We start from the raw sequence: 14,112 nt of genomic DNA on the forward strand, positions 1-14,112 counted from the left end.
AGCATTTTCATTTCAAAAATTAAACTTCTTCTTTCAATGTTTATCATACAAGTGCGAGAAGCATGGCATTGAGTATGTAAAAGCTGATAAATGGTTCGCCTCAAGTAAGATTTGCTCATGTTGCGGATTAAAATACGACCATTCAGTTCAACCAGAAGGACAGTGGAGTTTAAAAATACGTGAGTGGCGTTGTGCTTCATGCAATAGCCATCACGATAGGGATGTAAATGCATCGATAAATTTATCAAGATGGGTAAAATAAATGCTTGATAATAGGAGGTAACGATACTGCCTCGTGTGGAGTGTTATACCCCTCGTCCCTTTGGGGCTGCGAGAACACGATGAAGCACTAACTTGTGTAAATTTGATTGAATTGTATAGATTTAGTTAAGTTTATCGTATCGGATAGACCCTTTAACTTTAGCAAAAATAAAAAAGCATATGTTAACAGTAGATGAAGAAGGTATTACGGCAGAAGTGTTAAGCTCAATGGTTGGGGTAAGCCGATCAACAGCGAGGCGCTATTTAGAGTATTTAATATCTGGAAAGAAAGTTCATGCGGAGCTTATATATGGGAGTGTTGGGAGACCAGAAAGAAGGTATTTTCTTGTTTCTTCATAACAAAAAAAACAGTAGAGAATTACATTTCTTCTACTGTTTTTTTACGTCTTATATTGGAATAATTCCGATAACAATTCCCGTAATTAACATAACCATTGTCGTTCCAACAGCCCAAAGTAAAGTAAAGCGTTGATGTTCACCAAAATCAACTTTGGCCATTCCGACTAATAAATAAGTGGAAGCGACAAGAGGACTTAATAAGTGAACAGGTTGCCCGAGTAATGAAGCGCGTCCCATTTCAGCTGCACTAATTCCGTAAGCAGCGGCAGCTTTCGTTAGAATAGGTAATACTCCGAAGTAAAATGCATCATTGGACATGAAAAATGTGAACGGCATACTAAGAAGAGCTGTAATAATTGGTAGTTGTGGTCCAAGAGCGTCAGGGATAAGAGTAACTACACTTTGAGCCATTGCATCTACCATTTTTGTTCCTGATAAAATACCAGTGAAAACTCCAGCGGCAAATACGAGAGAAACAACCGCTAATACGTTTCCTGCGTGAGAAGCAATACGCTCTTTTTGTTGTTCTAAATTCGGGTAGTTAAGCATAACAGCAATGGCGAAAGCGATTGTAAATAAAACAGGTAACGGCATAACTTCTAGTATGAGACAGACAAGTAAGGTAACAGTTAATAAAAAGTTAATCCATAGAAGCTTAGGGCGTTTATGAACAGCAGTTTCTACTGTGGCAGCTTGCTCATCCATCGTTTGCATTTGTTTTAAATATCGTACATCCATAATTCCTAATCGCTTTCTTTCTTTTTTGCCAAGATAGTAAGCGACGAAAACGACCCAAATGGCACCAGCGATCATCCCTGGTATAAGTGGTGTAAAGAGCTCAGATGCGTCTAGTCCAAGAGCACTCATAACCCGAGCTGTCGGTCCGCCCCACGGTGTAAGATTTGTCACTCCTGCTCCTAACATAACAATCCCAGCTAATATAAGTGGATTCATTCCAAGACGTTTATATAGTGGATACATTGCGGAAACAGTAATCATATACGTTGTTGTTCCATCCCCATCTAATGAAACGATAATCGTAAGAATCGCTGTACCAACAACAATTTTTAAAGGATCGCCTTTTACAAATTTCAAAATCCTACTAATGACAGGATCGAATAGACCGCTATCAATCATAATTCCAAAATACAAAATAGCAAACATAAGCATAATACCAGTAGGTGCTAGTTTTTGGATTCCTTCTAACATCATAGGTCCCATATTTGCATAAAAACCGCCAATTAATGCGAAAGTAATTGGAATTAATATTAATGCTACTAGTGCTGACATACGTTTCGTCATAATTAAAAACATAAAGACAAATACCATTGCAAATCCAAGTAGTGCTAACATGTAATCTCCCCCTCAAAAATGATTGCGCTTTCAAAATGTAATGAAAATTCAGAAAAAATGTTTTTTGTTTATCATAAAATCGTTCATTCAAATGGTAAATAATTTGAAAAATAACATCATTAGAAGCATAATTTTTATTTTGGTCATTTTGTTCACGGTAGTTAATTTGAATTTTTAAAAAGTAAGCTGCTCTCCGTAAGAATGGTAGAATAAGATGAAAATATTGAAGTGCGAAATAGGGAGTAGATTTTATATGAAAACGAGAATGGAAGAGATTTATAGTTCTTATGAAGGAAAAATAGAAGAGATTTTTGTTAATGAATCTTCTTACGTATATGAGTGGGAAAAATTAATGATGATCCGAAAAAATAACGATGAACTTCAAAAAGTTGCGATCGGTATCAGTGGAAATATAAGATTAGTAAATGTAGTTGTTGGACAGCAAATTAATACAGATACATTATTAGTTAAGTTAGAAGACGATTTATTAATTACAGGTTGTGAATGATGAGAGATGTGTAGATATGACTACACATCTTTTTTGTTCCATATATTACAAAAAGAACATTGTTTTTTCACAAATCTCACACAAATTTTTGATATTCTCCTAGTGGAAAATATGGTTAGGGAGGAAATGAAATGAGAACAAAGTATGTGATGCTTGCTATATGCTTATTCTTTGTCTTCACAATAGTAGGATGTGGTAAAAAACAAGCAGAGGCTGTGGCAATTGATGAGAAACATGATAAATGTGATATTTGCCAAATTGGGGTAATGGATAATCAATTTGCAACAGAAGTTATTTTAGAAAATGGAAAAGCGTTAAAGTTTGATGATATCGGTTGTATGTATAAATGGATGGAGATTAATCCAGGTGAAAAGACGAAAGAAAAATTTGTTCGAGATTATGATTCGAAAGAGTGGATTTCATTAGAAGATGCGACTTACGTATATGATAAAACAATAACGACACCGATGGCTTATAATGTCATTTCATTTGAAAATAAAAAGGATGCAGAGAATTTTGTGTCTAACTATAAAGGGAAAGTTCTTTCATATAAAGAGTTATCAGAGCATAAATGGGAAATGAATAAAGAGATGATGGGGAACCCGAAAAAGGGAAATCACGGTGGGCATCATTAATAATAGAAAGAGACAACTATATAGTTGTCTCTTTCTATTATTACTCAGGTGCAAATATAGAAAAGGTGTAAAATTTTTAGAAGAACGGTTACAATGGAATATAGTAACCTAAAGCAATCATTTATGTACTTTTTAGAAATGTATACAAATGCGGTAAAATCGTGCTAAACTAATTGCTCTGCTGATATAGGTTGAGAAACATAGGTATAAGTTTAGATAATCCGATTAAAGAAGGAATATAAAGGGCTTATGGATAAATGTAATCAAGAAGAGTTATTGTATGTGATGGAGGAATGGTTAAGAAAACATTATCTTTCATAGGAGCTGTAGTTGTGAGAAAACAAAAAATTTTATTATGTATGTTATTAGGACTTTTAATGACGGTAGTGGCTTGCGATAAGCAAGAGGAGCCAGAATCGAAACCGGTTCATGTGAAAAATGAAAAGAAAAAAGAAAAGCATAAAGAACAGGAAGAATCTAAAGAAGAGAAAAGTATAAATTTAATGGACAAACAGTTGTTACTTTCTGCGACTCTTGGAGACACAGAAACAGCTATGAAGCTGATTCAAGATGGAGCCAATATAAATGTAGAAGGTGACAACGGAGAAACACCTATCCTTGCAGCAACGTATCAAAATCACGTAGAGACAGTTAGAGCGTTAATTGGTGCAGGTGCTAATATTGAAAGTAAAGATGAGAAACAAAGTAATCCATTTCTTTATGCAAGTAGAGAAGGATATACGGACATTGTAAAGCTACTAATTAATGCAGGGGTTAATACGAAAGAAATTACTAAATCAGGTGGAACAGCACTCATTTCTGCATCTGAACGTGGCCATGTAGAAGTCGTAAAAGAATTGTTAGAGCATACAGATATTGATGTAAATTATAGAAATGCTCGTGGTGGAACGGCTTTAGTAGAAGCAATCGTATTAGGAAATGGTAGTGAAAATCATAAGAAAGTAATTCAAATACTTATTGACCACGGGGCAGATGTAAATATGGTCAATAAGGAAAATATTACGCCATTGCAATATGCTGAAAAAAGAGGCTTTAAAGATATTGCGAATATGTTGAGGGTAGCTGGAGCAAATGAAGTAATACAGCCACAACCACAACAGGTGGAATAACAAGTATGAAATAATCCCATTTAGATAGACAGAATGAAGAAGTCATTTCGTATGATGGATTCAGTAATGTGTATGTAAATGGGATTTTTGTTTTGAAAAAATTATTTGAGGGGATAGATACATAGTAAAAGGAATAATAAAGTGTGTAAATGAAACATGGTAATAAGAGAAAGCCGTATCCTGAAAAAGGATACGGCTTTCTCTACAAGGAGATAAGGGATCAAAAAAATGAAGAAGTCTTATCTCTTTTATATGAGTAAAGGGTCTAGAATGAATCTTGTCCTTTTCATTATTTGTTTAACTCCATTGCAACTTGTTTCCCATTTACGAAAACCTCTGCCACTGCTACTACAACTTCCATCACTTTTTTCATGTCTCATCTCTCCTTGTTTTTTGTTTCATTTCTTACTTTTAGTATAAGGAAATATAGCAATTGTAACTATCGAATTGGATGACAAGAGACTTACATTGTTGTAAGGATAATCGTTTTATTTGTAATAAATATGAGTTCAGAAATTTCTGTTGTTTTGAACTATAATTAGAAAGAGAGTGGTTTAGAAAGAAGGGGATAATATGAAAAGAATTCTTGTTATTAGTGATATTCATGGGGAAATAGAAAAGTTCGAACAGTTATTAGAAGAAGCTCAATACGATGTAAGACAGGATCAATTAATTTTATTAGGTGATTATGTAGATCGTGGTCCAAATGCGCGTGCTGTAATTGAAAAGGTAAAAGAGTTAAAAGAAGAAGGTGCCTTTGTTTTAAAAGGAAATCATGAAGATATGATGATTAAAGCGTTAACGACGGATGAGGAACGTTCATGGAACCATTGGGTAAAAAGGAATGGTGGAGATAAGACTTTATACAGCTATGGCTTTGTAGAAGAAGATATTGTGGTCAATGAGGAAGCCTTCCGAAAACCAATGTTACAATCTCATGTTTTAGAGGAACATGTAAAGTTTATTCAAGAATTAGATCATTACGTTGAGACAGAAGAGTATATATTTGTACATGCTGGTGTTGAGCCATTGAAGCGAGTTTCGGAATGTGAACCATATAAGTTAATGTGGATTCGTAATGAGTTTCATAATGGATACAGTGGCGAAAAGGTTGTTGTATTTGGCCATACGGAAACAAAAACACTTCATGGTAGTGAGAATTGCAGCGTGTATTTTGGTAGTAATCGTATTATAGGGATTGATGGCGGTGCTGTATATGGTGGCCAGTTAAATTGTTTAGAATTGCCGAGTAAAAAGGTATACGTAGTAAAAAGTTGAAAGAGATGAGGGGAATCTTATTTCTTTCAATTTTTTATTAAGCAAAATTTAAGGAAGAGCTTTTATAATAAATCTTCCCAATTTTATATCGAAAAAAAACGTTAAAATGTAATTATAAATAGAATTGAACAATATGGTGGAAGGTGAGAATATGCGCTTACTCGTAGTAGAAGATAATGCTTCTTTATTAGAGTCTATTGTCCAGATATTACGCGATGAGTTTGAAGTAGATACAGCATTGAATGGAGAAGATGGATTATTTCTAGCGTTACAAAATATATATGATGCCATTTTGCTTGATGTGATGATGCCAGAAATGGACGGTTTTGAAGTAATTCAAAAAATACGTGATGAAAAGATTGAAACACCAGTCCTATTTTTGACAGCGAGAGATTCTTTAGAAGATCGCGTGAAAGGCTTGGATTTTGGTGGCGATGATTATATCGTTAAGCCATTTCAGGCTCCAGAGTTAAAAGCGAGAATTCGTGCTTTATTACGACGAAGCGGTAGTTTAACAACAAAGCAGACTATTCGTTATAGAGGGATTGAGCTGTTTGGAAAAGATAAAGATGTTCAAGTAGATGGACAAAGTATGAAGCTAACATTAAAACAATATGAGCTTCTAGAGTACCTTGTTCAAAATAGCGGAAAGATTTTAATGCGTGAACAAATTTTTGATCGTGTTTGGGGATTTGATTCAGATACGACAGTGGCAATTGTAGAAGTGTATGTACATCATTTACGTAAAAAATTAGAGCCATTCAGTTATCAGAAAGATATTCAAACCGTTCGAGGTATTGGATATATATTAAAAGAACAATGAAAAAGGGAAGTATGTTTCAGAAGATGCGCATTCGATTAACTATATTGAATTCATTAGTATTTATCATTTTGATAGGCGTATTAGGTAGTATTATTTATTCGTATACATATAAGCGTATTTATAGTGGAGTAAATGAATCGATAGAAAAAGCCGTTCAGCATAGAGAGAATGCAGAGGATAAAAAACTACCTAAAAAAATGAGGGGATATCCTCCAATTGGGGATCCAAGGATAATGGAGTTAACTTGGAGTGGAAACACAGTGGAGATAGGTGTTGAAAACGGCAAAAGGCGTTTGATCTTTGAAGAAAATTTGGAAAAGTTTTCGCCAAAAAAATTAGGAACTTTGCGAGATATAGAAGTGCAAGGACTATATTTTAGGACATTTGCATTTCAACAAGATGGAAAAATAGTTCAAATCGTACGCGATATAACAGCTGAAAAAGACATGTTAAATACTTTATTTTTAATTCTTGTTATAGGTTGTAGCGTAGGAAGTTTATGTGCAATAGGAATTGGATTTTTTTTAGCTGGCAGGGCGCTCGTACCCATTCAAAATTCATGGGAAAAACAGCAGCAATTCGTTTCGGATGCATCGCATGAATTAAGGACACCACTTGCGGTTATTCAATCCAAAACAGATATATTATTTCAATCACCATCTGCGACAATAGAAGAAAAAGCGATGGATATTTCTACGATTTCAAAGGAGTGTAGACGATTATCTAAGCTTGTAGCTAATTTATTATTGTTAGCACGTTCGGATTCTAATCAAATTGAGATGGATAAGAAAACATTTGAGATGGATACATTGTTAGAAGAAATAGTAGATCCATATAAGGAAATTGCGTCATATCAAGAAAAAGCGATGATATTGAAAGTAGAACATAATATATCATTTATGGGTGATAGAGAGAGAGTTCATCAAATGATGGTCATATTGTTAGATAATGCGATGAAGTATACGAATGAAGGTGGTCATATTCAAATCGATTGTACGCAAACGAACAGTTCGATTCGTATACGAGTGAAAGATGATGGGATAGGAGTGAAAGATGAGGACATCCCAAAACTATTTAATCGTTTTTATCAAGGAGATAAAGCGAGAAGTGCTTCAGAAGGAGCTGGATTAGGTCTTTCAATTGCAAATTGGATTGTAGAAAAGCATTATGGAAAAATATTAGTAGAGAGCAAATGGGGAGAGGGCACTTGTTTTGAAGTAATTCTTCCTAAAAACCAAAGAATATAAGTGAGAGGACGATCTTGTTTTTACAAGGTCGTCTTTTTTAAGGGAAAGTTAAGAAACTATTTATAACATGTATGATATACAGAAAGTTCGCTCTATGAAGAAGCGATTATAAAAAGGTATTTGAGCAGATTATATCGATCATAATGTTATTTCCATTATGTATAGGGAATGATGGAAAAGAAAGTGTAAGAGGGAGGAATTAATTTTGAAAAAGAAAATGATGACAGTATTCACTATTGGAGTAATGAGTTTAAGTATATTAGGCGGTGCCTCTCCTTCTGAAACATCAAAAGGAAAGACAGATTATAAGCAGCGCAGCAAAGAACAATTAAATAATGGGAAGATACATGCGGTACATACAGAGGAAAAGGCGGAGAATCTAGGGATTGAAACGGAAGGGAAAGAACAAATTACGCTAGAAAAAGAAATCCATGAGACGGAAGTAGGAAGGGAAGCAGAACAGTTAGGAATTTCGATTGAAGGAAAAGACGTTGGAACTCTTTCAGAAGAAATCTATGAAACAAAAATAAAGCAAGAAGCGTTAAAGCTAGGCATATCTATAGAGAATACAACGATTGTAAATTTAATTAATCAAATTAATACGATTAAAATTAACGATGAAGCGGATAAATTAGGCATTTTGACAAATGGAAAAGAAATGGAGAACATTGAGGAAGAAATCTATGGAACGAAAGTAAGAGAGGAAGCAGAGAAGTTAGGTATTTCCCAAAAAGGAAAAGAGATAGAAACGTTAGCACAAGAAGTGTATGAACAAAAAGTACAGGAAGAAGCAAAAAAATATCATATTGATTTGTATGGGAAAGATATATATCAAGTATTAAAAGAAATTAATGAGCAAAAAGTATTACAAATGGCAGATGAGCTTAATATGGATAAAACGAATATGAACGTTCAAGAATTAGCCGAAAAAATAAAAAAAGATCAGCCTGAAAAAGGAAAAGAACTAAATTTTGTACCGGTGATTCGCACGGATGCTGACGCGTTTTATTCTTATTTAACGAACTAAAAGGGGCGTGAGAGTGATACGGAGATGGAAGTGGTATATATGTATGGCTTTACTAGCTATAGCAGCATGGAATGTATATACAAATGGAATGCCAAAGTATGTGGAGAAGTTAACATTCTTCCATATACGAAGCGGAAAAGAAGCGGAGTTTAGTAATAATGATGAAAAGGTTATCTTATCAAATGTACCTTTAATTCAGCAATTACCAGAGCTAGATAGGGGCTGCGAAGTAACAAGTTTAGCGATGCTGTTACAATATGCAGGTGTTAAAGCGGATAAAATGAAATTAGCAAATGAAATAAAGAAAGTTGATTTTATGAATGATGGTGTACGTGGGAATCCGAATGAAGGATTTGTAGGGAATATTTATACCTTTTCTGAATCTGGATACGGTGTATATCATGGACCACTATTTCAATTAGCGAAACAGTATTTACCTAATAAAGCTGTAGACTTAACAGGGAAGAATATAGAAGAACTTTATAAGAGTATAAAATCAGGACAACCGGTAGTTATGATTACAAATGCAACATTTGCACCATTAGATGAAGATGAATTTACTACATGGGAAACAAATAGTGGAGATGTTTCTATTACGTATAATGAACATTGTGTAGTACTTATTGGATATGATAAGGAATTTGTATATATTCGAGATCCCCTAAGTGATAGTTTAGATGTAAAAGTACCGAGAGAAAGCTTTGAACAGGCATGGATGCAAATGGGGAGTCAGGCGATTAGTTATGTGAAAAGCTCTAAATGAAGTAGTGAGGAAAGAGATGTAAGGAATTGTAAGTTTTTTGTTAAGAAATAAGAGAACTTCAGCTTATTATATAAGCTGAAGTTCTCTTATTTTTTTATGATTAAATCTTTAGAAGTAGTGAATATGTAAAAATGCATAATTGACAAAAAAATTACATGTTATCATTATATATTGTTTTATATATGTTGATTGTATAAAATTACACAAGTATCCACATTACATAAAGGAGGCTTATTATGCAAAAAATATTTAATTGGGTTAAATGTATGAGTATCAAGAAAAAATTAATCATTTCATTTTTTCTTATTTTAACTATACCAGGACTTATCATCGGTGGTGTTTCATATCAAACTGCCAAAACAAATTTTGAACAACAAATCACAGGTAAAGCAAAGGAAAATATTTCGATTTTAAATACTGTTATTTCTCAAAATATAGAAGAGAAATTTGTTGATGCAGCATACTTTGCAGACATCTTAACAGAGGATACATATCCAAATGGGCAAGAAGAAATAGTAAGAACGAAGTTAGCACAATATATAAAACTTCATCCAGAAGTAGAAGGCATTTATATTGGAACGCAGACGGGAAAGTTTATAAGAGAACCATTTATCCAAATGGCTGATGGATATAATCCAACAGATAGATCTTGGTATAAAGAAGCGCATGAAAATAAAGAGAAAGTAATTGTTACTGCACCATATCAATCAGCATCTACCAAAAATATGGTAGTGACAATTGCTAAAGAAGTAAAAGATGGTAAAGGTGTTATAGGAATTAACTTAAATTTAGATAACATCTTAAAAATTTCTAAAATGATTAATATTGGTGAAAAAGGTTATGCAGTTATTTTAGATCAAAATAAGCAAATTGTTAGTCATCCATCTAGAAAACCAGGTGCAAAAGTTACTGACGCTTGGATTAAACCAATTTATGAAGAGAAACAAGGAAATGTGTCTTATACAGAACAAGATGATAAAAAGAATTTAATCTTTGCAACAAATGAGAAAACAGGATGGAAAGTAGTTGGAGTTATGTTCGACGAAGAAATTACCCAAGCTGCGAATCCAGTGTTTTATAAGACCTTGATTGTCATTGCTATCGCTATTGTATTTGGTAGTGTATTAATTTATTTCATTACAAAGTCTATTACAAGACCATTAAGAAAAATAGCTGACTCGGCACATAAAATTAGCAAGGGAGATTTGACAGAGAAAATTACAATCCATTCCAATGATGATATAGGGAAATTAGGGAATTCATTTAATGAAATGTCTGCCTCTTTACAAGATGTGATTACTCAAATTAGTTTTTCAGCAGAACATGTCGCTGCATCGGCTGAAGAGTTAACAGCGAGCGTACAGCAAGCAAATGATGCGACAGATCAAATTACAATTGCAATGGAACAAGTATCAGGTGGGGCTGAATCACAAAGTCAAGGTGTTGAAGAAGGTGCAGCTACATTACAACAAGTAAATACTGCAATTCAAGATGTAAATGGAAGCGCGGAATCAATTTCTATCTCCTCATTACATGCGAAAGAAAGAGCTGAAGAAGGGGAAGAATTGGTTGAACAAACAGCAAAACAAATGCAGTCTATTTCTAAATCGGTATCTGAGTCAGATGCTATTATTAAACTTCTTGATGAGAAATCAAAGCAGGTAGGAGCTATTTCTGAAGCAATTCAAAACATCGCTACTCAAACGAACTTATTAGCTTTAAATGCGGCTATTGAAGCAGCAAGAGCAGGTGAACAGGGCCGAGGGTTTGCTATTGTAGCAGATGAGGTTAGGAAATTAGCGGAGCAATCAGGAGAATCATCTGGAGAGATTGCGAATTTAATTGCAGAAATTAAGGCTGATATTGAACATACTGTTAAGGCGATGGATAATGTGAATGGGGAAGTTCAACAAGGCCTTGATGTTGTAACAAAAACGAAAGTAAGTTTTACGGAAATTTTAAGTTCTACTACACATATTGTTTCTCAAGTGAATCAAATGGTGGAAACAACAAAGAGAATTGCTGGAGATGCAAATGAAGTGACAAATGCTATTGATGAAATTGCAGCGGCTGCAGAAGAAAATACAGCTAGTATGCAAAGTGTTGCTGCTTCAACAGAAGAACAAATGAATTCAATGGAAGAAATTAGTTCAGCTTCGCAAAATTTAGCTGAGATGGCCGAAGAACTACAAGCGATGACTAGTAAATTTAAAGTATAATAACAGCAGATAAGTAAGGTGAAAATAATATCACCTTACTTATTTTTCTATTCAGTAATTAGGGGAGTCATTAACGGGATGAAAAAAAGGAAAAGACTATGGAATTTATGGAAAACGATTACATTGTTAGTTTGTACAGTTGTAATTTTTTCTTTACTTGTGACAGATATATTAATTAGTCATAATGTAGAACGGACGACGGAGGATAGTCAAGCAGAGAAAGCAAAAACAATTGCACACATTGTGGCGAATGATTCGATTGTGATCGATGGTTTGACTGGGAAAGCAGATACTTCTGCAATCCAAACGTATACAAATAGAATATTAAAAAACACAGGTGTTCAATTTATTGTAGTTATGGACATGAATGGAATAAGAAAATCACATCCAAATCCTCAAAAAATAGGTCATCATTTTATTGGGGGAGATGAGGGGCCTGCATTGAAAGGAAAGGAACATGTATCGCTGGCAGAAGGAACTTTAGGTATTTCAATGCGAGTGTTTGTACCTATATTTTCTGAAACAGGTGAACAACTTGGAGCGGTGGCCGTTGGTATTTCAGCAGATAATGTAAAAGAGAGAGTTAAGGAAAGTAGACATATTATTTATATTGGAGTTGGAGTTGGAGTACTAGTCGGAATTATAGGAGCAATATTACTAGCTAGACATATAAAGAAAAGTTTATTTGGTCTTGAACCTCACAGGATAGCGAAAATTCTTGAAGAAAGAAATGCGATGCTACAATCTGTAAAGGAAGGTATTATTGCTGTAGATAAAGAGGCCCATGTGACTTTAATAAATAATGAGGCAAAACGATTGTTTAAGAAAAGTGGTCTTGAAGAAGATTTTATTGGTAAAGATGTTGAGTTGTATATGCCTAATTCACGTATAAAAGAAGTATTACAAACGGGAGAGGTACAATTAAACGAAGAACAAAATATTTATGGAATTACGATTGTGACAAATCGTGTTCCTTTATATGTAAAAGGAGAAATAGTTGGTGCGATTGCAACATTTCGTGATAAAACAGAGATTAGAAAATTAGCAGAAGAATTAACTGGTATTAGACTATATGCGGAAGCATTACGGGCACAATCACATGAATTTATGAATAAAATGCATGTTGTATTAGGGCTTACACACATGAAGCAGTATGAAGAATTACAGAAGTATATAAGCGGTATGGTATCAGAGCATCAATATGAAATTGGTGGGGTTATGGAAAGAATAAAAAGTCCAGTATTTGCTGGTTTTTTACTTGGGAAACTTAGCTATGCTAGAGAGAAAAATATAAAATTAATCATAAGTGAAGACTCTTACATGCCGGAAATAGATGATGAAAGTATTATTCATGAACTAATTACGATTGTCGGAAATTTAATTGATAATGCATTAGAGGCAGTGACGAATTGTGAAAAGAAGCAAGTTGAACTTGAGATACAATATGGTGATACATTAATCATTACAGTACAAGATACTGGGAAAGGTATACCAGAAGAAGAAATAGGGGCATTATTTACGAAAGGTTATTCCACAAAGGGAGATAACCGTGGTTATGGTTTGTATCTTGTAACAGAAAGTATACAGCGAATAAATGGGGAAATTCATGTGTATTCATTAGTAGGAAAGGGAACAACGATAACAATTGAAATACCTAAAGGTAGGGATGAGAGGCAAATATGATTAAAGTTTTAATTGTAGAAGATGACCCGATGGTAGCAATGTTAAATACGCATTATTTAGAGCAAGTAGGAGGATTCGAACTTATTCAAGCAGTTAACTCCGTAAAATCGGCGATAGAGGTATTAGAGGGATTACGAGTAGATTTAGTATTACTTGATATTTTTATGCCTGAAGAGACTGGATTTGAGCTTTTAATGTATATTCGGAACCAAGAAAAAGAAATCGATATTATGATGATTTCAGCTGTACATGATATGGGGAGTATTAAAAAAGCATTACAATATGGCGTAGTAGATTATTTAATTAAACCATTTACATTTGAAAGATTTAAAAAGGCGTTAACTATATATCGAGAAAAACTTACTTTCATGAAAGAACAACAAAAAATTACTCAATCGGAATTAGATTCGTTAATTTTGCAAAAAGAAAAAAGAGAGTCTACTGTCACTAAAGAGCTTCCGAAAGGATTAACGAAGCAAACGATGCAATTAATTTGGCAGAAGATCGAGTCGCTGAATGGACGAGCATTTACAACAGAGGAAATGGCGCAATTAGTTGGTGTTTCAAGGGTTTCTATTCGAAAGTATGTAATGTTTTTGACTGAAATTGGAGTATTAGAAAACGAAATGGTGTATCAACATGTAGGGAGACCGGTGAGTAAATTAAGATGTATTGACCAAAATAAAATAGAGTTTTACGTATAAGCGACTTATTATAAGTCGCTTATACTTTTTTTAATTACAAAATCAATTACAAAACTTACAAAAACTATTTTTACTATTGAAAGCGTTTTAATATTGTTATTAAGAAAACAAGGGGGTGCCA

At 33.9% G+C, this 14,112-nt stretch carries 13 protein-coding genes and 2 pseudogenes; 14 read left to right on the plus strand and 1 reads right to left on the minus strand.

Annotated features, from left to right (window positions below; translation table 11 throughout):
• Together FS742_RS24365 and FS742_RS24370 are read left to right on the plus strand one after the other, a co-directional pair.
• On the plus strand, positions 1-262 hold a 262-nt coding region (locus tag FS742_RS24365; RefSeq protein ID WP_144615661.1), incomplete at its 5' end, for a zinc ribbon domain-containing protein.
• A gap of 143 nt (positions 263-405) precedes the next feature.
• Positions 406-621 (plus strand): annotated as a pseudogene (locus FS742_RS24370) (response regulator); the annotation flags it as partial.
• A gap of 48 nt (positions 622-669) precedes the next feature.
• Here FS742_RS24370 and FS742_RS24375 read toward each other — a convergent pair.
• Positions 670-1,974 (minus strand): CitMHS family transporter, encoded by a 1,305-nt coding sequence (locus tag FS742_RS24375; RefSeq protein ID WP_144615663.1) that lies wholly within the window; start codon positions 1,972-1,974, stop codon positions 670-672.
• A gap of 253 nt (positions 1,975-2,227) precedes the next feature.
• On the opposite strand from FS742_RS24375, the gene FS742_RS24380 reads away from it, so the two are divergent.
• The 12 genes and pseudogenes from FS742_RS24380 (at position 2,228) to FS742_RS24430 (ending at position 13,991) form a co-directional block, all read left to right on the plus strand.
• Positions 2,228-2,482 carry a hypothetical protein gene (locus FS742_RS24380; protein ID WP_144615665.1) on the plus strand — a complete coding sequence of 85 codons (255 nt, stop codon included), beginning with the start codon at positions 2,228-2,230 and terminating at the stop codon, positions 2,480-2,482.
• A 131-nt stretch (positions 2,483-2,613) separates the two neighbouring features.
• The gene (locus FS742_RS24385; protein ID WP_144615667.1) at positions 2,614-3,117 is read left to right on the plus strand and encodes a nitrous oxide reductase accessory protein NosL; all 504 of its coding nucleotides are present in this window, start codon (positions 2,614-2,616) and stop codon (positions 3,115-3,117) included.
• 293 nt (positions 3,118-3,410) lie between these two features.
• Complete coding sequence (locus FS742_RS24390; protein WP_260869687.1) at positions 3,411-4,247, plus strand: ankyrin repeat domain-containing protein; 837 nt, start codon at positions 3,411-3,413, stop codon at positions 4,245-4,247.
• Between the two features lie 573 nt (positions 4,248-4,820).
• Complete coding sequence (locus FS742_RS24395; protein WP_144615669.1) at positions 4,821-5,525, plus strand: metallophosphoesterase family protein; 705 nt, start codon at positions 4,821-4,823, stop codon at positions 5,523-5,525.
• 151 nt (positions 5,526-5,676) lie between these two features.
• Positions 5,677-6,348, plus strand: a complete 672-nt coding sequence (locus FS742_RS24400) for a response regulator transcription factor (protein WP_144615671.1) — start codon at positions 5,677-5,679, stop codon at positions 6,346-6,348.
• An 11-nt stretch (positions 6,349-6,359) separates the two neighbouring features.
• The gene (locus tag FS742_RS24405; protein WP_144615673.1) at positions 6,360-7,595 is read left to right on the plus strand and encodes a sensor histidine kinase; all 1,236 of its coding nucleotides are present in this window, start codon (positions 6,360-6,362) and stop codon (positions 7,593-7,595) included.
• A gap of 205 nt (positions 7,596-7,800) precedes the next feature.
• Positions 7,801-8,622 carry a transporter gene (locus FS742_RS24410; RefSeq protein WP_144615675.1) on the plus strand — a complete coding sequence of 274 codons (822 nt, stop codon included), beginning with the start codon at positions 7,801-7,803 and terminating at the stop codon, positions 8,620-8,622.
• 13 nt (positions 8,623-8,635) lie between these two features.
• Positions 8,636-9,385, plus strand: coding sequence for a C39 family peptidase (locus tag FS742_RS24415; RefSeq protein ID WP_144615677.1), 750 nt, complete (start codon positions 8,636-8,638; stop codon positions 9,383-9,385).
• 266 nt (positions 9,386-9,651) lie between these two features.
• Positions 9,652-10,665 (plus strand): annotated as a pseudogene (locus tag FS742_RS28365) (HAMP domain-containing protein); the annotation flags it as partial.
• A gap of 120 nt (positions 10,666-10,785) precedes the next feature.
• Positions 10,786-11,604, plus strand: coding sequence for a methyl-accepting chemotaxis protein (locus FS742_RS28370; RefSeq protein ID WP_445958380.1), 819 nt, complete (start codon positions 10,786-10,788; stop codon positions 11,602-11,604).
• A gap of 78 nt (positions 11,605-11,682) precedes the next feature.
• Complete coding sequence (locus FS742_RS24425; RefSeq protein WP_144615681.1) at positions 11,683-13,287, plus strand: sensor histidine kinase; 1,605 nt, start codon at positions 11,683-11,685, stop codon at positions 13,285-13,287.
• A complete protein-coding gene (locus FS742_RS24430) occupies positions 13,284-13,991 on the plus strand; it encodes a response regulator (protein WP_144615683.1) in 708 nt (235 codons plus the stop codon). The genes FS742_RS24425 and FS742_RS24430 overlap by 4 nt, the downstream gene beginning before the upstream one ends.
• The last annotated feature ends 121 nt before the right edge of the window (positions 13,992-14,112 follow it).

The sequence above is a fragment of the Bacillus cereus genome, from assembly GCF_007678085.1.
GTDB lineage: Bacteria > Bacillota > Bacilli > Bacillales > Bacillaceae_G > Bacillus_A > Bacillus_A cereus_BE.